General features: G+C 74.0%; 19 protein-coding genes and 1 riboswitch. Of the genes, 9 read left to right on the top strand and 10 right to left on the bottom strand.

From position 1 onward, the window contains the following. Positions 1–5 precede the first annotated feature (5 nt). Positions 6–800: a helix-turn-helix domain-containing protein gene (locus R4Z63_RS27095; protein ID WP_384446780.1), complete on the top strand. Its 795-nt coding sequence runs from the start codon at positions 6–8 to the stop codon at positions 798–800. Here R4Z63_RS27095 and R4Z63_RS27090 read toward each other — a convergent pair. Continuing rightward, positions 786–1,202 (bottom strand): hypothetical protein, encoded by a 417-nt coding sequence (locus R4Z63_RS27090; protein ID WP_384446782.1) that lies wholly within the window; start codon positions 1,200–1,202, stop codon positions 786–788. The two genes, R4Z63_RS27095 and R4Z63_RS27090, sit on opposite strands and share 15 nt — an antisense overlap. A gap of 259 nt (positions 1,203–1,461) precedes the next feature. Here R4Z63_RS27090 and R4Z63_RS27085 point away from each other — a divergent pair, with 259 nt between their 5' ends. Together R4Z63_RS27085 and R4Z63_RS27080 are read left to right on the top strand one after the other, a co-directional pair. Beyond that, complete coding sequence (locus tag R4Z63_RS27085; RefSeq protein ID WP_384446784.1) at positions 1,462–2,484, top strand: hypothetical protein; 1,023 nt, start codon at positions 1,462–1,464, stop codon at positions 2,482–2,484. A gap of 342 nt (positions 2,485–2,826) precedes the next feature. Then, the gene (locus R4Z63_RS27080; protein WP_384446786.1) at positions 2,827–4,344 is read left to right on the top strand and encodes an NAD(P)/FAD-dependent oxidoreductase; all 1,518 of its coding nucleotides are present in this window, start codon (positions 2,827–2,829) and stop codon (positions 4,342–4,344) included. Between the two features lie 68 nt (positions 4,345–4,412). On the opposite strand, the gene R4Z63_RS27075 is transcribed toward R4Z63_RS27080, so the two are convergent. Beyond that, positions 4,413–5,258 (bottom strand): bifunctional 5,10-methylenetetrahydrofolate dehydrogenase/5,10-methenyltetrahydrofolate cyclohydrolase, encoded by an 846-nt coding sequence (locus R4Z63_RS27075; protein WP_384446886.1) that lies wholly within the window; start codon positions 5,256–5,258, stop codon positions 4,413–4,415. Positions 5,259–5,346: 88 nt separating this feature from the next. Beyond that, a riboswitch (ZMP/ZTP riboswitch) is annotated at positions 5,347–5,450 on the bottom strand. Positions 5,451–5,507: 57 nt separating this feature from the next. Between R4Z63_RS27075 and R4Z63_RS27070 the strand changes: the two genes are divergently transcribed. Beyond that, positions 5,508–6,269 carry a class I SAM-dependent methyltransferase gene (locus R4Z63_RS27070; RefSeq protein WP_037915870.1) on the top strand — a complete coding sequence of 254 codons (762 nt, stop codon included), beginning with the start codon at positions 5,508–5,510 and terminating at the stop codon, positions 6,267–6,269. A gap of 215 nt (positions 6,270–6,484) precedes the next feature. Next, positions 6,485–8,071 (top strand): RNA polymerase sigma factor, encoded by a 1,587-nt coding sequence (locus R4Z63_RS27065; protein ID WP_037915868.1) that lies wholly within the window; start codon positions 6,485–6,487, stop codon positions 8,069–8,071. Positions 8,072–8,279: 208 nt separating this feature from the next. On the opposite strand, the gene R4Z63_RS27060 is transcribed toward R4Z63_RS27065, so the two are convergent. The 4 genes from R4Z63_RS27060 to R4Z63_RS27045 all read right to left on the bottom strand — a co-directional run bounded on the left by R4Z63_RS27060 (position 8,280) and on the right by R4Z63_RS27045 (position 13,010). Further along, a complete protein-coding gene (locus R4Z63_RS27060; RefSeq protein ID WP_037915865.1) occupies positions 8,280–8,714 on the bottom strand; it encodes an SRPBCC family protein in 435 nt (144 codons plus the stop codon). A gap of 53 nt (positions 8,715–8,767) precedes the next feature. Continuing rightward, positions 8,768–10,141 (bottom strand): amino acid permease, encoded by a 1,374-nt coding sequence (locus R4Z63_RS27055; protein ID WP_384446789.1) that lies wholly within the window; start codon positions 10,139–10,141, stop codon positions 8,768–8,770. A gap of 75 nt (positions 10,142–10,216) precedes the next feature. After that, entirely contained in the window at positions 10,217–12,370 is a 2,154-nt protein-coding gene (locus tag R4Z63_RS27050) for an alkaline phosphatase family protein (RefSeq protein ID WP_384446888.1), read from the bottom strand. A gap of 235 nt (positions 12,371–12,605) precedes the next feature. Further along, complete coding sequence (locus R4Z63_RS27045) at positions 12,606–13,010, bottom strand: hypothetical protein (protein ID WP_037915860.1); 405 nt, start codon at positions 13,008–13,010, stop codon at positions 12,606–12,608. A 140-nt stretch (positions 13,011–13,150) separates the two neighbouring features. Between R4Z63_RS27045 and R4Z63_RS27040 the strand changes: the two genes are divergently transcribed. Together R4Z63_RS27040 and R4Z63_RS27035 are read left to right on the top strand one after the other, a co-directional pair. Next, entirely contained in the window at positions 13,151–13,927 is a 777-nt protein-coding gene (locus tag R4Z63_RS27040; protein ID WP_037915858.1) for an MBL fold metallo-hydrolase, read from the top strand. Beyond that, the gene (locus R4Z63_RS27035; RefSeq protein WP_384446792.1) at positions 13,924–14,571 is read left to right on the top strand and encodes a DedA family protein; all 648 of its coding nucleotides are present in this window, start codon (positions 13,924–13,926) and stop codon (positions 14,569–14,571) included. Before R4Z63_RS27040 ends, R4Z63_RS27035 begins: the two co-directional genes overlap by 4 nt. Positions 14,572–14,595: 24 nt before the next feature. Here R4Z63_RS27035 and R4Z63_RS27030 read toward each other — a convergent pair whose 3' ends face one another. The 3 genes from R4Z63_RS27030 to R4Z63_RS27020 form a co-directional block, all read right to left on the bottom strand. Then, positions 14,596–15,744: an MBL fold metallo-hydrolase gene (locus R4Z63_RS27030; protein WP_384446794.1), complete on the bottom strand. Its 1,149-nt coding sequence runs from the start codon at positions 15,742–15,744 to the stop codon at positions 14,596–14,598. A 97-nt stretch (positions 15,745–15,841) separates the two neighbouring features. Then, positions 15,842–17,059 (bottom strand): aminotransferase class I/II-fold pyridoxal phosphate-dependent enzyme, encoded by a 1,218-nt coding sequence (locus R4Z63_RS27025; RefSeq protein ID WP_384446890.1) that lies wholly within the window; start codon positions 17,057–17,059, stop codon positions 15,842–15,844. A 115-nt stretch (positions 17,060–17,174) separates the two neighbouring features. Then, on the bottom strand, positions 17,175–17,747 hold the full coding sequence (locus tag R4Z63_RS27020; protein WP_384446796.1) for a TIGR03086 family metal-binding protein: 573 nt from the start codon (positions 17,745–17,747) through the stop codon (positions 17,175–17,177). Positions 17,748–18,006: 259 nt separating this feature from the next. On the opposite strand from R4Z63_RS27020, the gene R4Z63_RS27015 reads away from it, so the two are divergent. Next, complete coding sequence (locus R4Z63_RS27015; RefSeq protein ID WP_037917883.1) at positions 18,007–18,840, top strand: methyltransferase domain-containing protein; 834 nt, start codon at positions 18,007–18,009, stop codon at positions 18,838–18,840. Between the two features lie 150 nt (positions 18,841–18,990). Beyond that, on the top strand, positions 18,991–19,176 hold the full coding sequence (locus tag R4Z63_RS27010) for a hypothetical protein (RefSeq protein ID WP_384446798.1): 186 nt from the start codon (positions 18,991–18,993) through the stop codon (positions 19,174–19,176). Here R4Z63_RS27010 and R4Z63_RS27005 read toward each other — a convergent pair. Then, complete coding sequence (locus tag R4Z63_RS27005) at positions 19,166–21,136, bottom strand: DUF5107 domain-containing protein (protein ID WP_384446800.1); 1,971 nt, start codon at positions 21,134–21,136, stop codon at positions 19,166–19,168. The two genes, R4Z63_RS27010 and R4Z63_RS27005, sit on opposite strands and share 11 nt — an antisense overlap. Between the last annotated feature and the right edge of the window lie 33 nt (positions 21,137–21,169).

The following is a 21,169-nucleotide window of genomic DNA, read 5'->3' as shown; positions in this document are numbered from 1 at the left end:
GGGCCATGACCACCTCGACGTCCTCGGTCGGCGCCCTGCTGCGCACCTGGCGGGTGCGGCGCGGCCTCAGCCAGCTGGAGCTGGCGGGGCGCGCCGACTCCTCGTCCCGGCACATCAGCTTCATCGAGACGGGCCGCTCCCGGCCGAGCGAGGAGATGGTGCTGCGGCTCGCCGACCACCTCGACGTCCCGATGCGTGAGCGCAACTCCCTGCTGCTCGCCGCGGGGTACGCCCCGCGCTTCGCGCAGACCGCGCTGGACGACCCGTCGATGGAAACCCTGCGCGAGGGCATCGAGCGGCTGCTCACCGGATACGAGCCCTGTCCGGCGCTGGTCGTGAACGCCACGTACGAGGTCGTCGCCGCCAACCGGGGCATCATGATGCTGCTGGACGGTCTGCCGGACCACCTGCTGACGCCGCCGCTGAACGCGATGCGGATCACCCTGCACCCCGAGGGACTGGCCCCGCGGATCCGCAACCTCAGGCAGTGGCGCGGGCACCTGCTCGCCCAAATGGAGCGCCAGATCGCACTCGTCCGCTCCGAGCCGTTGCGCGCGCTGTACGAGGAGGTCCGCTCCTATCCGGTGGCCGAACGCCCCGGCGACGGCGAACCGGAGGCGCCGGTTGCGCCCATCGCGCTCCCATTGGTCATCGAGCACGACGGCCACCTGCTGTCCTTCGTGTCGTCCATCGCGACCTTCAACACGCCGATGGACGTGACCGTCGCCGAGCTCGCCATCGAGACGATGCTCCCGGCCGACCCGGCGACGGTGAAGTACCTGCGCTCACTCGGCGACTGAGCGCAGGGCGAGCTGCTGGAGCACGGCGAAGCCGGCGACGGTCAGGGCCTGCACCGGGACCCAGACGGTCCCGGCGACGGTCGGCGAGGACCACCAGGCGAGGGCCAGCAGACTCAGTGCGGCCCAGGCGTAGTTGGCCTCGACGACGGCCTTCACGGCGGGCGCCGGGGGCCGCCTGCGCGACGCCAGCCATCCGACCGCGGCGCCGTACAGCACGAGCACGAGGCCGAGGACCAGGAGCAGTTCCTGCCCAACCCCGAGCAGCCGTCCCAGCGGCGTGCTGAAGGCGGCGTAGGCGAGGCCGTTGGCGGTGGTGACGACGGCGTCGAGAGCGAGGAAGCGACGCAGCGCGAGCTGCGGCACGGAAGTACGGGCGAAGCCGGCGAGCAGGGTCGTGGACATGGGGATTCAGCCTCCGTCGAGGTCGAACGGCCGGGTGGGTGCGCCGGATCCCGAGACCGAGTGCGCGGCCCCGGGACCCGATGCGCCCACTGTGCCGCGACCCCCGAAGGCGGTCGATTACCTGTGAGGTCATGCCAACGGTTTTTGAGGCGGGCGGCAGGAAACATTGGGGTTCCCGTCCTTCGGCCCGAGGCGGGGGGCTAGGCTTCACGCAGCCCGATCCACTCGAACGTCTTGTCGACATATGGAGAATCCGCCGGTGCGAGCCACCGCACGACCCGACCTCGACGCGATCCGGCGGCGTGTCGCGGCGCTCGCCGAGCGGTGCGGCCGGGATCCCGGCGACGTGCTGGCGACAGGACGGCTGAGCCACCTCTCCGGCGTCGACGTCCGGCGCGTTCCGGGCGTGATGGCGGGTACGGCCCCCGAAGTGCCGCTGGAGCAGCGCGTGCACCAGCGCTTCCGGCTGCTGCGCGCCACCCGCCTCGACAAGCACGGCCGAGAATGGCCGCTCGCCGCCATCGCCCACGACTTCGGCGCCCCCGGAGCCTCTCTCGGACCGCTCAACGCGGGGACCGGGCTGTTGCGGATGGGGCATGCGGCGGGCGTGCAGCGGTTCTTCGGCGTCTACGCCGGCTACCTGCTGGCCGACTGCAAGAGCGCGGTGGAGCGGGCTCTCGCCCTGTCCGCCGGGACCGTCTCGGACGGCGGCGACGATCTCGAACACCTCTCGTACCTGACCGGCATCACGCCCCGGGCCATCCGGCAGACCCTCGACGGCAGACCGCCCCGGCTCCCCCTGAAGGAGCAGGTCCACCAGCGGTTCGAACACCTGCGGCGCACCCGGCCCCGGGAGGACGGCCAGCCCCACTCACTGACGGCCATCGCCAGGTCCTTCGACGCGTCGGGGCAGTCGCTGACCCGTCTCGCCCAGGGCGAGGGCCTGCCGAACCTCGCCGCGGCGGCCGGGATCCAGCGCTTCTACGGCGTCGACGGCGGGTTCCTGCTCGCCGACGACACCGAGGCCCTCGCCACAGCCCTCAGGCTGATCGAAGGCGAACTGGAGTGCGTGGAACGGGAACGGGAGAACCCGATGCTGGCCGTGCTGCGCGCCCACGACGTGCGCAGCATCGTCGCGCGGGCCGGCCGGCTGTCGCCCCAGGGTTGGAAGTCGCTCGCCGACCACCTGGACGACCTCCTCGCACGCGAGGGGCAGCTCGGAACTCCGGGGACGACGGGCGGGACGCCGACCACGGACACCGCCGGGGGAGAAACGCCATGAGGACCACACGGGCCGCGCGCGCACCGGACTCCGAACGGCTGGACGGCGCACCTCCGGCGGCCCCGGCCGATGCCGGGAAGCCCGCCGGGGCGCCGGGCGCTTCCCGCGCTGCTCAGGGGGATCCGGCGGACATCCGGGCCGAGGGCTTCGGCCGGTGCCTCGGCGGCGCCCCGTGCCTCTGCCCGCCGTCGCCCCGGGAGCGACAGTTCCCCGATGCGACCGGACGCGTCACGTCCGCACTCGGCTGGGGAAGCCCCGTGCCACGCCGTGACCAGCACCAGCCAGTCGCCGCATCCCTCACGCCGATGCCCTCAGCACGGCCCTGACAGAGAGCACGCCACGATGAACCTGTCCTCACCGCCCCGCCACGCCGTCGTCATCGGCGGCAGCCTGGCCGGCCTCCTCGCGGCCGCTGTCCTCGCCGAGCACGCCGCGGTCACCGTCATCGACGCCGACCCGCTGCCCGAAGGGCCGGCGCCGCGCCGCGGGCTCCCGCAGGCCCGCCACACCCACCTGCTGTGGTCCGGCGGCGCCCGGGCCATCGAGCGGATCCTGCCCGGCATCACCGACGACTGGACCAAGGCCGGCGCCATCCGCCGCAGCCTGCCCACCGACCTGGTCACCAAGACCGCCCAGGGATGGATACCGCGCTGCGGGGAGAAGCAGTTCAACATCTCCTGCAGCCGCGACCTGCTCGACTCCGTGGTCCGCGCCCGGGTGACCGGCCTCCCCGGGGTGTCCACCCTCCAGCGGAGCCGGGTCCGCGGCCTGGAGGGCAACGCGGCCCGGGTCACCGGCGTCCGGGTCGACACCCCCGAGGAGGCGGACCTGCTGGTGACGGCCGACCTCGTGGTCGACGCCAGCGGCCGCGGATCGCGGGCCCGCACCTGGCTCCAGGCACTCGGGGTGAGCGGCATCCGGCAGGCCGAGGTCGACTCCGGACTGGTCTACGCGACCCGGATCTTCGAGGCCCCCGCCGGTGCGCACGAGATGGGCTTCCCCATCGTCAACGTGCAGTCCGACCCGCGGGTGCCCGTGCCCGGGCAGACCGCCACGATCGTGCCCATCGAGAACGGCCAGTGGCAGGCGACCCTGTCCGGCACCCGCGGCGGCCAGCCGACGGGCGACCCCGACGCTTTCATCCCGTTCGCCCGGTCCGTCCGCGACCCGATCGTCGGTGAGCTCCTGGAGCACCGCACCCCCCTCACGGACGTCGCCGTCACCCAGGGCACCGCCAACCGGCGGATCTACTTCGAGAAGGCCGAGCTGCCCGACGGGTTCTTCGCCGTCGGTGACTCCGTCGCCACCTTCAATCCCCTGTACGGGCAGGGCATGACGGTCGCCGCCCAGGGGCTGCTCGCCGTACGCGCCCTGCTGCGGGCCAAGGGGCTGGCCCATCCCGGGATCGGCCGTGAGGCCCAGCGCGCGATCGCACCCCAGGTCGCCACCGCCTGGGAGCTCGCCACCTCGCAGGACATCCTCTATCCGGGTGCCACCGGGATGAAGCCGCGCGCCGGCACCAACGTGCTCAACGGCTACGTCAACCGCCTGATGACGGGAGCCACCACCGACGAGGCCCTCACCGCCGCCCTGCTCAACGTCCTCACCATGAGCATCGAGCCCACCCACTGGCTCCGCCCCTCCGTGGTCTGGCACGTGATGCGCGCCTCCGACCGGGGCGCCCTGAAGGCTCCGCCGCTCACGGCCGCGGAGCGGGCCGTCGCCGGGCTCGACCCGGCGCCCGGCACGGGCACCGCCCCCACCACCGGCTCCGGCGGCGGGGGTGGGGGCGGCGCCGCCCCCACCGGCCCGGCAGCCGATCCGGTCGGCCCGGCCGACCCCGTCGGACAGGCCAGATGAGCGGCGGGGCCCGGAGACGGCTGCGCCCCGGACCGGAGTCCGGGGCGCAGCCGTGCAGGCGGTGCGGATCAGAGCTCGGCGAGGTCCAGTCCGGCCTGCGCGGCCGCGGCCAGGACGGTCTGCTCCAGCAGGACGGCGATGGTCATCGGGCCGACACCGCCCGGCACGGGGGTGATCAGCGAGGCCCGGGCCGCCGCCGACGCGAAGTGGACGTCGCCGACGTTGCCCTCGTTGTAGCCGGCGTCCAGGACCACCGCGCCCGGCTTGATGTCCTCGCCCCGGATGAACTCGGCCTTGCCAACGGCGGCGACCAGCACGTCCGCCTGGCGCACGATCGAGGCGAGGTCCTGGGTGCGGGAGTGGCAGTAGGTGACCGTGGCGTTCTGCTCCAGGAGCAGCATCCCGGCCGGCTTGCCCAGGATCGCGCTGCGGCCGACGACCACGGCGTGCTTGCCGGTGAGGTCCACGTCGTACTCGGCGAGCAGGCGCATGATGCCGCCCGGGGTACAGGAGACGAAGCCGGGCAGGCCGAAGCCCATGGCCGCGAAGGAGTGCATGGTGACCCCGTCCACGTCCTTCCCGGGGGCGATGGCCTCGAAGGCGGCGCGCTCGTCGATGTGGTGCGGGACGGGGTGCTGGAGCAGGATGCCGCTGATCTCCGGGTCCTCGGACAGCGCCGTGATCGCCGCGACCAGCTCCTCGGTGGTGGTCGAGGCCGGCAGCTCCACGTGGCGCGAGGTGATCCCGGCCTTCGCGCAGCGGTTCTGCTTCATACGGACGTAGGTGACGGAGGCGGGGTCCTCGCCGACCAGCACGGTCGCGAGGCAGGGCGCGGTGCCGGTGCGCTGGGTGATCTTCGCCGCGAGGTCGGCGGTCCGCTCCGAGACGCGGCGGGCGAGGGCGGTGCCGTCCATCAGCCGGGCGGTGCCGGCGGCAGGAGCGGCGGGGGCGTTCTGGGCAGTCGTCACGGGGTCTCCTGAACGTCGCTGCGGTGCGCGGATCGAGGTTCGCCCAGGCGCGCGGCAGTCGACGCAGCGGGAGGTGCTCGGCTGCGCCGGGCCGCTCCCCGGTGGTGATCCACCCGAACGCCAGTCACGGCCCGGCGACCACTGTAGTCGACCAAAGCGGTGGCCGCCCGGCGCCCGACCTGCGACGATCAATGCATGACGCGTACTTTCGACCACCTTGTCGCCGAGGCCGAATCCGTGTCCGTGGACGGCTGGGACTTCTCCTGGCTCGACGGGCGGGCCACCGAGCAGCGTCCTTCCTGGGGGTACCAGCGCCTGATGGCCGAGCGCCTGGCCCGGGTCCGGTCCGCCCTGGACATCCAGACCGGCGGCGGTGAGGTCCTCGCCGGGGCCGGGTCCCTGCCGCCCCTGACGGTGGCCACGGAGTCCTGGCCGCCCAATGTCCAGCGGGCGACCCGGCTGCTGCACCCGCTGGGCGCGGTGGTGGTCGCGGACGCCGACGAGCCGCCGCTGCCCTTCGGCGACGAGGCCTTCGAGCTGGTGACCAGCCGGCACCCGGTGACCATCTGGTGGGACGAGATCGCCCGGGTGCTGACCCCCGGCGGAACGTATCTCTCGCAGCAGGTCGGCCCGGCGAGCGTCTTCGAACTCGTCGAATTTTTTCTCGGACCCCAGCCCGAGGACGTCCGGCGCGCCCGGCATCCCGACGACGCGGTCGCCGACGCCACGAAGGCGGGTCTGGAAGTCCTCGACCTGCGCTCGGAGCGGCTGCGCACCGAGTTCCACGACATCGGAGCCGTGATCTACTTCCTGCGGAAGGTGATCTGGATGGTGCCCGGCTTCACGGTCGGGCAGTACCGGGACCGCCTGCGCGAGCTGCACGAACGGATCGAGCGCGACGGCCCGTTCGTCGCGCACACCGCCCGCTTCCTGATCGAGGCCCGCAAAACGGACTGATGCGGAGGGCGGACGGATCCGCGCCGGATCCGGTTGCCCGGCCGTAGCGTGGCGCAGGTCACTCAATTCAGCGCGTAACGAATCGACTCGGGCATGCGATGAACCGACAGGTGTCCTCGCGCGGCCCGGAATACAGACCCCCCTCGGGTCTGTTTCCCGAGTTCGCGCGATGATGTCCCGCCCACCCCATATCTGTTCGCAACGAGAGGCTCCTTGTGTCGCTCAGCCCGTCCCGTACGTTCCCTCCGGAGATCGCCGAATCGGAGGCCCTCGTCGCGCTCGTCGAGCGCGGCCGCGAGCAGGGTCACATCAACGGTGACGACGTGCGCCAGGCCTTCGAGGCCGGCCGCATCCCGGTGGACCAGTGGAAGCGGGTCCTGCGCAGCCTGAACCAGGTCCTCGACGAGGAGGGTGTCGCCCTTCACGTCAGCGCGGCCCCCGCCACCAAGGCTGCCGCGAAGAAGCCCCGCAAGGCTGCCGCCCCGGCCCGCACCGTGGCCAAGAAGGCCACCGCCGCGCCCCGGCCCATCGGTGCGCGCAAGACCGCGGCCCCCGCCGCGGCCACCACAGTCACGGCCACGGCAATATCCGCTCCGTCGGCCGCCGCGGCTGCGGAGGCGGCGGTTCCGGCCGAGGCAGCCGCCGAGCCGAAGAAGCGCACGGTCAAGAAGACCGCCGCCAAGAAGACCGCCGTGAAGAAGACCGCGGCGAAGAAGACCAGCGCCAAGGACGCGGACGAGGCCGAGAGCCCGGCCGTCGAGGGCGAGGACTGGGCAGCGGAGGACCTCGTCGACGAAGCCGAGGAGGAGGCGCCCAAGACCGGCGCCCAGGGCTTCGTGCTGTCCGACGACGACGAGGACGACGCCCCGGCACAGACGGTCATGGTGGCCGGCGCGACCGCGGACCCGGTCAAGGACTACCTCAAGCTGATCGGCAAGGTGCCGCTCCTCAACGCCGAGCAGGAGGTCGAGCTCGCCAAGCGCATCGAGGCCGGTCTCTTCTCCGAGTACAAGCTCGAAGAGGAGGAGGACCACAAGCCCGCCTTCAAGCGCGAGCTGGAGATCCTCGTCGAGGACGGCCGCCGTGCCAAGAACCACCTGCTGGAGGCCAACCTCCGTCTCGTGGTCTCCCTGGCCAAGCGCTACACCGGCCGCGGCATGCTCTTCCTGGACCTGATCCAGGAGGGCAACGTCGGCCTGATCCGCGCCGTGGAGAAGTTCGACTACACCAAGGGCTTCAAGTTCTCCACGTACGCGACCTGGTGGATCCGGCAGGCGATCACGCGTGCCATGGCCGACCAGTCGCGCACGATCCGCATCCCCGTCCACATGGTCGAGATCATCAACAAGCTCGCCCGCGTGCAGCGCCAGATGCTCCAGGACCTGGGCCGCGAGCCCACCCCGGAGGAGCTGGGCAAGGAACTCGACATGACCCCCGAGAAGGTCATCGAGGTCCAGAAGTACGGCCGCGAGCCGATCTCCCTGCACACCCCGCTGGGTGAGGAGGGCGACAGCGAGTTCGGTGACCTCATCGAGGACTCCGAGGCGGTCGTGCCCGCGGACGCGGTCTCCTTCACCTTCCTCCAGGAGCAGCTCCAGTCGATCCTGGGCACGCTCTCGGAGCGCGAGGCGGGCGTGGTCTCCATGCGCTACGGCCTCAACGACGGCCAGCCGAAGACCCTCGACGAGATCGGCCGCGTGTACGGGGTCACCCGCGAGCGGATCCGCCAGATCGAGTCGAAGACCATGTCGAAGCTGCGCCACCCGTCGCGCTCCCAGGTGCTGCGCGACTACCTCGACTGAGTCGATCTCCACGCAGCACGCCCCCGACCTGCGCATCCGCGGGCCGGGGGCGTGACCGCACCGGCTCGGGCGCACCGCGTCCCGGTTCCCCGGGGGTGACGGCAGGCTGCACGAGCGGGGACGTCCTGCGCCGGTGGGGCGGTGTGGGGTGCGGCCCGTGTGATCGCACCCCACACCGCCCGGCATCCGGTTCTCCCGCGGGCGGGGCTCAGGCCTCGATGAGGTGCTTGAGCTTCTCCTCGTTCAGCGGCATCTCCTTGCGAGCGTGCGGTTTCACGACGAGCGGTACGAGCACCCTGCCGATGCCGTGGCCCTCGAAGTCCAGGCTCAGGGTGAGGCGGGAGCGGGTTCCGTCGCCCAGGGGCTCGACGGTGCCCCGGACATCGCCGCGGACCGGGCCGTCGATGCCGTGCAGGTGCCAGCTCCTGGGCGGGTCGTACTCGGTGAGCTCCATGGTCATCGGGAACTCACGCCGGCCGATCCGCCGCCGCACGGAGATGATCGCTCCCACGGCCGGGTGCTCGGTGCCCCGGGCGGACACCGCGCTCTTCTGCCACTCCGGCAGGTGGGAGGCGTCCGACGCGTAGGCGAAGACCTCCTCGGGACTGCGGTCGATGTCGATGCTTTCTCTGATCGCGGACATGGCGACCCCTTCATGCCCCCTGAAGGCGCTGTCCTTCCACGCTACCGCGCAGGTCAGGTGGCTGTCCGCTGCCTGCGGGCGGCCATGGCGGCATGGACCGCGACGCCCGCGAAGAGGAAGAGCACGCCCTGGTAGACAGCGGCGTACCCGGAGCCGGCCACCAGCCACAGGGAAAAGCCGAAGGCCAGGACCGCGAGGGCGGCGTCGCGGACCAGGCGCCCCCGCCGGACGCGCTCGCCCTGCCCGGAGAGCAGGAAGTAGATCTGCGCGGCGGTGGAGAGCAGGTAGGGGACGGTGGCGGTGAAGGTGGTGACGAGGACCAGGATCTCGAAGACGCCGTCGGAACCGGCCGTGTAGTTGTAGACGGTCAGGGCAGAGGCCAGGGAGGTCGTGACGACGACACCGACCACCGGGACGCCCCGCCGCTTCTTCTCGAAGGCCCGCGGGAAGAGCCCGTCCTTGGCGGCGGCGTACGGGGTCTGGGCGCTGAGGAGGGTCCAGCCGTTGAGGGCGCCACCCATCGAGACGACGGCGGCGCAGGCGACGAGGGTGCCGCCCCAGGTGCCGCCGAACATGGCGTTGACGGCGTCGGTGAACGGGGCCTCGGAGGAGACCAGCCGCTCGTGGGCGACGAGGCCGAAGACGGAGAGGGTGCCGAGCAGGTAGACGACGGCCGCGCCGGTGGTGCCGAGGATCGTGGCCCGACCCACGTTGCGGGCGGGGTCGCGGACCTCGCCGGCGCTGACGGCGGCGGACTCCACGCCGAGGTAGCTGAAGAGGAGGATCGCCGCAGCGGCGGAAAGCGCGCCGGCCGGGCTCTGACCGGTGGCCTGGAACGGGCCGAGGTTGGCGGGGTCGAAGAAGAACAGGCCGCCCACGGCGACCAGCAGCAGCGGGGCGAACTTCAGCACGGTGGCTACCAGTTGGACGGCGCCGACATAGCGGGTGCCGGCCAGGTTGGCGAGCGCGGGAAGCCACTGCATGGCCAGCGCCGCCAGGCACATGGACCACCTGTGCGCGCCGATGGCCGGGAAGAGGACGCTGAGGTAGCCGACGGAGGCCACGGCGAGGGCCGCGTTCGACACCCACGAGGTTATCCAGTAGCTCCAGGCGGCGAGGAAGCCGGCGAAGTCGCCGAAGGCGGCACGGGCGTAGACGTACGGGCCACCGGTCTGCGGGTGCCGGTGGGCGAGGCGGCCGAAGACGAGCGCGAGGGCGATCGCACCGAGGGTGAGCAGCGCGAAGGCGACGAGGCTGATCGTGCCGAAGGGGGCGACCGAGGCGGGGAGGAGGAAGATCCCGCCGCCGATGATGTTGCCCATGACCAGGCAGGTCGCGATGGGGAGGCCGAAGCTCCGGGCGTGGGGGTCGCGGCCCGGCTCGGGGGGTGCGGTGGCCTCTGCGGGCAGGGCTGCGGTGCTGGTCATCGGGGGTGCGCCTCGGGTCGTCTCACATGGTGGGCGGGTCGACACATGGTCGACCACCGTGCGGGACGTACCAAATCAGCGGGTTTCGTCCCGCACCGGCGCCCCCTCGGAAGGAAGGATTCCGTCGAGGGGGCCTTCCCGCCGGGAATCCTGCGGCGCCTCTCGGGCGGTCCTCCCGCCGACCGGCTCCCCGGCCCCTCCGATCCCTCTGGTCCGCGCCGGAGGGGCGGCCGCGTGGCCGCCCGCCCCGCCGGACACGCCGCTCCCCGCCCGTCGGAACTCCGGGGCGGCCACCGGCACCTGCGGGCCGTCGGCCTCACCGAGCCAGCGCCTCAGGACGCCGTGCACCGCCTCCGCGCCGACCAGTTCCTCCCCCGGGTCCGACAGCTCCGCGGGCCACATCAGGAACGGACGCCCCTGCTCGCCGCCCAGGCCGCCGTGCGAGCCGATCTGCTCCTCGAAGGCGTGCACCGCGCCCGTGCCGGGGTCGTACGCCGAGTTCACCATGATGTCGGCCACGTGCGGAAAGGCGTCGGTCCGGCGGACGGCCGCCGCCGCCCCCGGACCGAAGGCCGCCAGCAACTTCTCGGCCTCGCCGGGCACGTCCAGCCGGGCCTCGGCCCCGCCCGGCCCCAGCACCACCCCGTCCACCAGCAGGAAACCGACGCCGGGGTGGTTCGCCAGGGTCGCCAGCAGCGCGGGGTGGGTGCTCTCGACACGGGCCCGGGAGGCCCGGCCGGGAATGTCCGGGAAGGAGATCAGGGCCAGGTTGCCGGAGGCCAGCACCACCGGGTCCGTGCCCGGCCCCGGGCGGGCCTCCTCACCCTCCTCCACCGGCCGGTGGAGAGCGGCCAGAACCGCCGCGCGGGCTTCGGCCCCACTGCGGGTGCGGCCGGCCCTGCGGGGGACGGGCAGGCCGCAGCCCGCCCTCACCAGGTCCTTCAGGGTCAGCCCGTAGCGCGACAGGAAGGTCTCCCCGGGGCTCTGGCCGTGATCGGAGAGCAGCACGATCCGGTACGGGCGCGGCGCGTGCTCGGCGACCCGGGCGATCAGCGCAAGGCTGCGGTCGAGGCGCTCCAGCACCTGGTCGGTGTCGCGTCCGCGCGGGCCCGAGTGGTGGGCGACCTCGTCGTAGGCGACGAGGTCGGCGTAGACCACGGCGCGCCCGGCGAGCATGTCGCCGATCACCGCCGAGACGACCACGTCCCGTTCGACCACGGTCGCGAAGGCCCGGATCAGCGGGTAGAGCCCGCCGCGCGAGACCCGGGGCCGGTCCCCGCGGATCCGGGCCCGCCGGGACTGGACGATCTCGCGGGCCGCGTCGGCGATGAAGGACAGGGCCGTGCGGACGGCATTGGCCGGATCGGAGAAGTACGCGAAGTAGCCGGCGCGGGACCGGTTGGCCCGGCCCCGCCTCGCCGAGACCGAGAGCACGAGCGCCAGCTGGTCGGCACCGCCGCTGAAGAGGTTGCCGCGGCTGGCCCCGTCGAGCGTGAGCAGTCCCCCGTCGCCGGTGCGCTCGATGGCCCGCCGCTGCAGTTCCGCGGCGCTGGCGGGCCGGTTGCAGACCATCACCTCGCCGGTGTCCTTCTCGTACCAGCGGAAGGCCGGCACGTCGAAGGTGGAGCCGTGCAGGATGCCGAGCTGGCTGGCGCCGGTCTGGCTCGACCAATCCGTGCGCCAGGACGTGACGCGGTGGCCGCTTTCGAGCCAGCCGGCGACGGTGGGCATGAGCGCGCTGCCGCACGCCTCGCGCAGCACCTCGTACCCGACCCCGTCGAGCTGGAGGACCAGCAGGCCCGGCACCGCCGCCCCCGTCCGGGTGGCGGACCCGCGGCCCTGCCGGCGGCGGCGCCGGTCGGCGAGCCGGTAGAGCCGGCGCCGGTACGCCTCGTCGTCGCGCACTGCCAGCGCCGTGGAGGTCGCGGAGGCCACCGCGGACATCACGGCGGCCACGACGACCGCGGTCTCGGGGGCGGCTTCGCCCCGCCCGTCGGGGATCAGTCTGAGCGCCAGCAGCAGGAGCGAGCCGTTCAGGAAGAACACGAGGACCCCGAGCACGAGGGCGGGCACCAGCAGCAGGGCCCGCACCAGCACGGGCCAGACCAGTGCGCTCAGCAGGCCGAAGGCGCCGGCGCCCCAGGCCGCGGTGAGGCCGATCTGCGTGATGCTGTCGCCGTCGTCGGACTGCAGGCGGAAGTCCGGGAGGATCCCGGCCAGGGCGAGCATCGTGAGGGTGGACACCGCCCAGACGAGGATCACCCGCACCAGGGCGTTGCCCGTGTTCCGCCACCGCCGTCGCCGCACGTGCCACCCCCGGGGTCGTCTCCCGCCTCCAGGCTCGCACAACGGCTGCCGGCCGGCCGGACGACGGGAAAGCGGACGGGGCACGGCAGTACCCGGCGGACGGCCGGGGGAGGCCGTTGCGGCCGAGCCGGGCGGGGCGAAGTCGGACGGACAGCGGTCAGGTGCCGTCGTAGCCGGCGGTCGGCATGGACAGCCGCCGGTGCACCTCGGCCTTCATCGCGGCGGTGTACCGCGGCTCCTCGTCCCCGGCGGTCTCCAGACGCACGCCGCGCCGCTCGCACTCTGCGGTGAACTCCTCGACGCAGCTCAGCGCGCGGGCCAGGACCCGGTGATTGGCGGCGACGAACAGATCGACCCGCCCGGCGGATATCTCGGACCAGAAGCCGCAGTGGTCCGCGCGCATCCCGTAGACGAGCAGTTGCTGGGTCACGAGGTAACCCCGGTCGGCCGCCCAGCGTGCGCACACGGCGTGCTGGCCCCGGGTGTCCACGGCGAACGGGTCGGCGTCCAGGTCTTCGAGCGGGGCCAGGCTGGCGATCGCGGCCACGCGCAACTCTTCCATGCCGCCGGACCCTACTCCGATCCGCCGCCCGGGAGGAGGGGCTGCCGGATTCCGATTCGGGTGCGGTAGCGGAGCGGCCGGCCCGGCATGATGGGAAGGACACCCCGAGGCCGGCGGGACGGCGAGGGAGGGAGGGCCTGGTGCCGGTGGAGATCACCTGGTGGGGCCATGCGACGTGCACCGTCGAGGATTCCGGAGTGCGGCTGCTGACGGACCCGTTGTTCACCCGGCGGCTCGCGCACCTGCGACGGCGCCGCGGAGCGCTCCCGCCGCCCGAGGCGGCGGTGGCGGACGTGGTACTGGTGTCGCACCTGCACGCGGACCATCTGCACCTGCCGTCGCTGGGGCTGCTCGCGCCCGGCACCAGGATCCTCGTGCCGCGGGGTGCGCGGCGGGCGGTCCCGCGGCTGGCCCGGCTCGCCGGGCTGCGCGGGCTGACGGTGACGGAGACGGCGCCGGGCGACGAGGTCCGCGTCGGGGAGGGCGTGCGGGTCCGCGCGGTCAGCGCACGCCACGACGGACGACGGCTGCCGTACGGCCCGCACCTCGCGCCGGCGCTCGGATACGTGGTCCTGGGCGCCGCCCGGACGTACTTCGCCGGGGACACCGGGCTGTTCGACACCATGGCCGAGGAGGTGGGGCCGGTGGACCTGGCTCTGCTGCCGGTGGGCGGCTGGGGTCCGTACCTGGGGCCCGGACATCTGGACGCCGTACGAGCCGCTCACGCGCTGGCGCAGCTGGCCCCGGCGGCGGCGGTGCCGGTCCACTACGGGACGTACTGGCCGGTCGGGATGGACGCGGTCCGGCCCCACGAGTTCCACGCGCCGGGCCAGGAGTTCGAGCGGCGTGCCCGGCAGCTGGCGCCGAAGGTGTGCGTGCGGGTGCCGGGGCACGGCGAGCGGGTGCGGCTGCCGTGACCCTTCGCGCGTTCACGGCGGTGGCCGTGGCGGGGGCCGCAGGGGCCGGCCAGGTGCCGCCGGATACCACCCAGCAGGCAGTGGGCTACCCGGCGTTGTTCGTGCTGGTGGCACTGGGTGCGCTGGTGCCGGTGATTCCCACCGGCGCGCTGGTGAGTTCGGCGGCGGTGGTGGCCTTCCACCACCAGGCGCCGTACGGGGTGCTGCTCGTGTTCGGGGTGTCGGCGCTGGCGGCCTTCACCGGAGATCTGGCGCTCTACTGGCTCGGGCAGCGGGGAGTGCGGTCCCGCAACGGGTCGCGGTGGCTGGCCGCGTTGCGCGGCCGGGCCGCACCGGAGCGGCTGGCGCAGGCCCAGACCCGGCTGGACGAGCACGGGGTCACGGTGCTGGTGCTCTCCCGGCTGGTACCGGCGGGCCGGATCCCGGTGATGCTGGCCTGCCTGCTGGCGGAGCTGCCGCTGCGCCGGTTCGCCCGCGGCGACGGCCCCGCTTGCCTGGCCTGGGCAGCCACGTACGGCCTGATCGGCATCCTGGGCGGCTCGCTGTTCCCGGAGCCCTGGAAGGGCGTGGCCCTGGCGGTCGGCCTGGCGCTGCTGGTCAGCACGGGCCCGGCGCTCTGGCGCCGGCTGCGGCGCCATCCCTGACGGGCATCGGGGCGCGCGCAGCCCTCAGGCCGGCTCCGGACCGGCGCCGGGCCCGGGGTCGGGGCCGGGGCCGGGGCCGGAATCGGGGTCGGGGCCCGGGTCGGGGTCGGGGTCGGGCAGGGAGCGGGACGCTCCGACCGGGAGGTCCCAGAGGTCCTCGCGGGGCCGGCCCGAGCGGGACCAGGCGGCCCGGGTGCGGTGCAGGGGCTCCATGACCGGTTCGGCGGAGAGCACGAACGCGGCCCAGTGCATGGGGGCCATCCGCCGGGCCCCCAGGTCGATGCAGGCCCGGACGGCCTCCTCCGGGTCGGCGTGGACGTCGCCGAGCCACCAGCGCGGGGCGTACGCGCCGACGGGCAGGAGGGCGAGGTCGATGCCCGGGTGGCGGCGGCCGATCTCGCGGAACCACCGGCCGTAACCGGTGTCTCCCGCGAAGTAGACCTTCCTCGGGACGGGGCTCAGGGTGTCGGTGAGGATCCAGCCGCCCCACAGGGACCGGCAGGTGTCGATCAGGGACCGCTTCGACCAGTGGTGGGCGGGGACGAACTCGAACCGTACGCCGCCCAGTTCGGCCGCCTCCCACCAGTCGAGGTCGGTGACCCGGGTGAAGCCGCGGCGGCGGAACCACCCTGCGAGGCCCGCGGGGACGAAGAGGGCGGTGTCCCGGGGCAGCCGCCTGAGCGTGGGGGCGTCGAGGTGGTCGTAGTGGTTGTGGCTGATCACGACCGCGTCCACCGGGGGCAGGTCCTCCCAGCGCACTCCGACGGGCGTCATCCGAGACGGCGTACCGAGGATCCTGCGGGACCAGACCGGGTCGGTCAGCACGGTCAGTCCGCCGGTCCGCACGACCCAGCTGGCATGCCCGGCCCAGGTCACGGACACCGCGCCGGCCTCCGTCACGGGAAGCGGGCCCGGTTCGTACGGAAGATCCGGAATGCCGCGCAGCCCTTCGGGGCCGGGCCGGAAGGCGCCCTCGCGGGCGAGCCGGGCGAAGGCCCGGACTCCAGGGAGTGGGGTGGTGAGCCGGTCGGCGAACGACCGGGGCCAGCGGCGGTGTTCACCGAGCGGGCGCGGAGCGGACGGGAGCGGCGCCCGCGGGGTGCCGGCCGGGCGTGGGGGCCCCGCGGAGGGGGCGGCCGGGGCGGGTGCGGCGGCGTCCGTCCGGTCCCTCATCGAGCAGTCTCCGTTCACCATGGTCCGGGGTCGGCCGGGGCGGGGGGCGGGGTGGGCCGGGGATCGAGGTGGGCTGGGGGTCGGGGTGGGCCGGGGGTCAGGCCAGCTCGGCCAGGACCGATCCGAGGAGGTCCAGGGAGCTCCGGACGTGGGGCAGCGCGAGCGGGTCCCGGGCGGTGAGCACGGCCAGCCGCTCCTCGGGGGTGGCGCCCAGCAGCGGTCCGGTGGACAGTCTGACCCGCAGTGCGCCCAGTTCGTCCGCGAACCGCTGTCCGCCCGGGGTGGGCGCGCCGAGCCGGCCGCCGAGCCAGTCCTCCAGTTCCATGGCGTCGCCGACCCCGTGCCGGGCGAGTCCGGCGCGCAGCGGGGTGAGGTCGCCGTAGAGGTGCCGCCCGGCCTGCGGGGGTCGGGCCAGCGCCCCCGCCGCGCGGAGCTCGCGGTACGCGGCGGCCGCCACCTGGCCGTGCAGGCGGGCGGCCGCGTGCGCGCGTGCGGCGACCGCGTCGGGTTCGTCGAGGGCGTGCGCGGCGGCACCGGCCACGGGTCCGGCGACCATCGCGCCGGTGGCGGTGAGGACGTCGAGGGTGCCGGCGTGCAGCCGGTCCCCGCGCGGGGTGTCGGGGAAGCGGACCACTGCTGCCGGCCAGCCGGCCGGCAGCAGTGCGCCGGACAGGTCGACGAGGACCGCCGCCTGTTCGGGCAGCATCTCGGCAGGGCTCAGGACGAGGTCGTCGTGGGGCCGGTGGACGGTGTCGCGCCAACTCTCGTCGCTGACGACGAACAGCCCGGCGGACGCAGCGGCCTCGCACGCCTCGCGCACCAGCTCGGGCGGCGGTACGGTCGCGGTCGGGTCGTCCGCGACCGACAGCAGCAGCACCCGCGGGTCACCGCCCTCGGCGCGCACCCGCCGTACGGTCTCCAACAGGGCGTAGGGGTCCGGAACGCCGCCGCACTCGGCTGGGGTCGGCACATGGTAAGCGCGCCGCCCGAGCAGCCTGACCTGCGGGGTCCACCAGGCCGGGCAGGGCCGGGGCAGCATCACGTCGCCTCCGTGGGCCCCGAGGAGGGCCAGGAGCAGCGCCGGGGCGCCGGGGCCCGCTGCGACGTTCTGCGGTGAGGCGGCCAGTCCGCGGCGACCCCAGTACCGGCAGGCCGCCTCACGCAGGGACGCACCGCCGCCCGGTGGCTGCGCGGAGCAGCGCCCGGCGGCCGCGCCGAGGACGGAGACGAGCTCGGAGATCACGGGCAGGCCGGGCTGGGGCGCGGGCGGGCCGTAGCGGACCGGCCCGCGGCCCTCCGCCACCGTGCGCTGCATCCCCTCCACCGCTGTCCGCCTTTCGCGTTCGCCGCACCGCTCGCTCTCCGCCGACCCTGACCTTTATACGATTGATTGCCCGCATATGCCTGTTGACGGATGCCGGACTGCGGATTCAGGCCTCACGCCCGGCCATCGCCAGCAGCCGGGTCTGTGCGTCCGCGCCGGCCGCAATCTCGACCGGCGCGGCGAACATGCCGCTGGACGCCAGTGCGTCGGCGTACGGCATGAACTCCTTGATCGAGAACTCGACGAGTGTGTCGGGCAGCCGGTCGTCGGCGCCGATGCCGCGACAGAGGTCCCAGGCGTGCACGACGCAGTCCGCGGTCAGCTGCGAGCAGTACGCCGCCCCGGGCGCGGGCCCGAACGAGAGCTGCACGGTCCGCTCCAGCGCGCCGGAGGCCGCGAAGGCGGCGTGCGCGGCGCCCGAGGCGCGGTCCCAGGCGGCGACCGGGTCGCCACCGAGCACGTCCCCGGAGAAGGCGTCGCCGAGCTCCTCCAGGGTGCGGCCCTCGGTGATCAGCGGCGGGACCCAGAACTGCTCGCCGGTGACGTGGTTGACCAGGTCCCGGACGGTCCACTCCGTGCACGGGGTGGGCGCGCCCCACTGGTCGCCCTTCACGGCGCGCACCCGCTCACCGAAGAACCGCAGCGCTTCGGCGTGCCGTTCGAGCAGCGTGTCGGACATGGCTCCCACCGCCCTCCGCCGGGGGTGACGTCCCCTGGTGCCACTCTCCTCGCCCTGGTCCGGACCTGCCACCGTCCCGCCGATCCCCCTTGCGCACCAAGAGGGTCGTCCACATTTCAATACGCCCATCTCGAAGTTCGGTCTGATCGCTTACGGTGGGGCCAGCGCTTCGACGAGGAGGGGTACGGCCATGGACGCCACGAACACCGCCACAAACACCGCCACGAACGCCGCCGCGGACACAGCCGGAGGGACCGCGATGGACGCGGCCGGGGAGACCGCCGGGGAGACCGCCGTCTACACGCACGGCCACCACGAGTCGGTCCTGCGCTCCCACCGCTGGCGCACCGCCGAGAACTCCGCCGCCTACCTGATCGGCGAGCTGCGCCCCGGCATGACGGTGCTGGACGTCGGCTGCGGCCCGGGCACCATCACGGCGGACCTGGCACGGCTGGTCTCTCCCGGCGGCCGAGTCACCGCCGTCGACGCGGCCGCGGACGTCCTGGCCCGGGCCCGGGCCCACGTGGAGGAGCGCGGTCTGGGCGGCGCCGTGCGCTTCGCCGTCGCGGACGTGCACGCGCTGGACCTCCCGGACGACTCCTTCGACGTGGTCCACGCCCATCAGGTCCTCCAGCACGTCGGGGACCCGGTACGGGCGCTGCGCGAGATGCGGCGGGTGTGCCGGCCGGGCGGCATCGTCGCCGCCCGCGACGCCGACTACGCGGCGATGACCTGGTACCCGGCGACGCCGGGGCTGGACGGATGGCTGGACCTGTACCGGCGGGTGGCCCGCGCCAACGGCGGCGAACCGGACGCGGGCCGCCGACTGCGGGCCTGGGCCCGCCGGGCCGGTTTCACGGACGTGGCCTCTTCGGCCACGGCCTGGTGCTTCGCCACCCCGCAGGAGACGGCGTGGTGGTCCGACCTGTGGGCCGAACGGACGACCGCCTCCGGGTACGCGGACGCCGCCGTCCGCGGCGGCCACGCAACGCCCGGCGATCTGGAGGCCGCGGCCGGGGCCTGGCACGCTTGGGCCGCCGACCCGGACGCCTGGTTCACGGTCCTGAACGGCGAGGTCCTGTGCCGGGCCTGACCCGGACGGTCCCTTCGGAGGGCTCCCCCCGAGGATGGCGTGCGCACGTCACAGTTGACGGGCGCCCTCAAGTACACCGGGAGACCACCCCATGACGGGCCGCGGCCGGCGACTGCCTCACGAACGGCGGCGATCTGATCCGACCTCCGGGTGACCGGGTGCGGCGGCGACGACGCCCAGTACCAGGTGGTCCAGGTGGTCCAGGTGTTCCCCGGAACCAAGGACACCGCCCTGTGCGAGGGACTGTCGGACACCGGCTACCACGATGAGCTGGACTTTGCCCGATGGCCGTCGGGCAAAGTCTTCGTCCGCTGCCTCGACGGGATCAAGAGGTAGCCGGCCGCATGCGGAAGTCATAGCGGGCGGGCAGCGGGCAGTCCGTGAGCGCGGACCACACCTCGGACAGGGTTTCCTCGCCCTCCCGCAGGTCGGGGAGTTCGAAGCCGTCCTCGAAGACCCGGCGGGCCGCCCGCACATGCCCCTCCGCCGCCAGCAGCCGGGCCGCCAACAGGCGGAAGCGCCCCTGTTCGCGCAGGGCCGGCCGGACCCGGTCCCAGACCGCACGGGCCTGCGGCAGCCGGCCCGCCGCCAGCAGCGCGGCCATCGCCTCCCGGCCGAGGGCCGACTCCGCGGCCGTCCACGGCTCGCCCCCGCGGTTCTCCGCCGCCAGGTCCTCGAAGGCCGCGGCGAAACCGTCGGCGGCCCGTGCGGCATCGCCCGCCAGCGCGTCCGCCACCGCCAGGCAGCGCAGCAGCGGCCACTGCGACGGGGCGAGCGCCAGCCCGCGCTCCCAGCTCCGTACCGCCTGGGCGGTGTCACCCGCGTGCCACTGGGCCACGCCCAGGTGGTACTCCGTCAGCGGGTCCGCGGGAGCCGTCTCCAGCATGTCCCGCCAGTGCGGGGCGACCAGGCTCGGCCCCGGCGGGACGACCCGGCGCGGCGTGGGCAGGACGCCCGTGCGCCACAGTTCCAGCCACGGCTCCTGCTCCTCGCCCAGCGTGGCCTCCTCGAAGGGCGTACCCGGCAGCCGGTGGCCCGCGCACAGCACCTCCAGCGCTCCCCAGCCCGACCCGACCGCCAGCCGCTCCCCCGGCTCGGTGTCGGCGCAGCCCTGCCACGCCTCGTAGGCCTCGTCCACGCGCTGCCGCGGCAGCACGGCGTCCAAGGCGTCCTGTGCCGCGCCGCGGGCGGCCGTCCAGTCCGCGCCGTGCACCGCCGAGGGATCCGCCGACAGCGGTCCGTACGCCTCCAGCCAGCTGAACTCCGCGCCGCCCTCCAGCCGTACGTGCTCCAGCTGGGTCCGGGCCAGCCCGGCCTGGATCTCCGCGTAGCCTCCCGTGCCCGGCTCGGTCAGCCACTCCTGCCAGCGCCGGCCGCCACCGCCCGCGCCCCACACGAACAGCTTGCGGCCGCGCAGCCGCCCGGTGGAGGCCTGCACCAGGCCCCGCCCGTCCGCGTCCAGGCAGGCGATCCAGGGCCGGGCCCCGTCCTCGACCTCGTAGAAGAAGTCGGCCGGGTACTCGCTGCGCAGCGGGTAGGTCCGGTCCGCGGCCTCCCACTCCGGCACCGGGATGCGACGCAGCGAGCGCTCGTACCCGAAGTGCCAGGCCTCGTCGGCGGGGGCCAGGACGCGACTTCCCGGGTCCTCCGGGACGGCGGTGTTGGACCACCAGTACACCGGTGCGGGCCGCTCGTGCGGGTTGCGCACGCGGACGCCTGCGTACAGGAACCGCGAGTCCCCCGGGAGCCACAGGTCCACTTGGAACGGCAGGTCGCGCAGCCGCTCCCACTCCCACAGCCGGACCATCACGCCGCCGTCGGGAGCGGGGACCAGCGCGGCGTGCAGCGGGGCGCAGGAGAGGGCGGTGTGGCCGGTCGCGCCGGTGTTCCACTCGATGCCGCCGGAGAACCAGGCCCCGTTCAGCGCGAAGTTGGCGGGCTGGAACACCGGGTTGCGGTAGAGCAGTTCGCGGCCGGTGGGCAGCTGGACGAGCGAGTGGACGCGCCCGCCCAGGCCCGGCAGCACGGTCGCGCGCAGGTGCTCGTTCTCGATGACGACGGCCTCGAACTCCCGCTCCGTGCGCACCCGCCCGTACCCGTCGCGGATCCGTACGGGCAGCAGCGAGCGCAGCGGCTCGTACCCGATCTGGCGGGCCATCTCACGCGGCATGCCGTCGCGGGAGCGCGCGTCCAGGACGTGCACGCCGTCGGGCGCCTGCAGGGCGGGCAGTGGGTTGTCGGAGCCCAACGGGGCTGCGGGGAGGGTCAGTACGGCGCGTCGGACGGTGGTGGCCATAAGGAAAGGGAACACGCCACGGCGGCCGGTGCA

The organism is Streptomyces sp. PL-29 (genome assembly GCF_058344425.1).
Note: the sequence above shows the minus strand (reverse complement) of the source record. Positions and strands in the feature narration are given on the sequence as shown.

Coding starts and splice junctions, on each gene's coding strand:
- R4Z63_RS27080 (WP_384446786.1), top strand. CDS start 2,827: ATGAACCTGTCCTCACCGCCCCGCCACGCCGTCGTCATCGGCGGCAGC.
- R4Z63_RS27060 (WP_037915865.1), bottom strand. CDS start 8,714: ATGTCCGCGATCAGAGAAAGCATCGACATCGACCGCAGTCCCGAGGAG.
- R4Z63_RS27020 (WP_384446796.1), bottom strand. CDS start 17,747: ATGTCCGACACGCTGCTCGAACGGCACGCCGAAGCGCTGCGGTTCTTC.
- R4Z63_RS27050 (WP_384446888.1), bottom strand. CDS start 12,370: ATGCTCGCCCTGGCCGGGATCCTCCCGGACTTCCGCCTGCAGTCCGAC.
- R4Z63_RS27095 (WP_384446780.1), top strand. CDS start 6: ATGACCACCTCGACGTCCTCGGTCGGCGCCCTGCTGCGCACCTGGCGG.
- R4Z63_RS27005 (WP_384446800.1), bottom strand. CDS start 21,136: ATGGCCACCACCGTCCGACGCGCCGTACTGACCCTCCCCGCAGCCCCG.
- R4Z63_RS27030 (WP_384446794.1), bottom strand. CDS start 15,744: ATGAGGGACCGGACGGACGCCGCCGCACCCGCCCCGGCCGCCCCCTCC.
- R4Z63_RS27055 (WP_384446789.1), bottom strand. CDS start 10,141: ATGACCAGCACCGCAGCCCTGCCCGCAGAGGCCACCGCACCCCCCGAG.
- R4Z63_RS27070 (WP_037915870.1), top strand. CDS start 5,508: ATGACGCGTACTTTCGACCACCTTGTCGCCGAGGCCGAATCCGTGTCC.
- R4Z63_RS27090 (WP_384446782.1), bottom strand. CDS start 1,202: ATGTCCACGACCCTGCTCGCCGGCTTCGCCCGTACTTCCGTGCCGCAG.
- R4Z63_RS27025 (WP_384446890.1), bottom strand. CDS start 17,059: ATGCAGCGCACGGTGGCGGAGGGCCGCGGGCCGGTCCGCTACGGCCCG.
- R4Z63_RS27045 (WP_037915860.1), bottom strand. CDS start 13,010: ATGGAAGAGTTGCGCGTGGCCGCGATCGCCAGCCTGGCCCCGCTCGAA.
- R4Z63_RS27015 (WP_037917883.1), top strand. CDS start 18,007: ATGGACGCGGCCGGGGAGACCGCCGGGGAGACCGCCGTCTACACGCAC.
- R4Z63_RS27075 (WP_384446886.1), bottom strand. CDS start 5,258: ATGGACGGCACCGCCCTCGCCCGCCGCGTCTCGGAGCGGACCGCCGAC.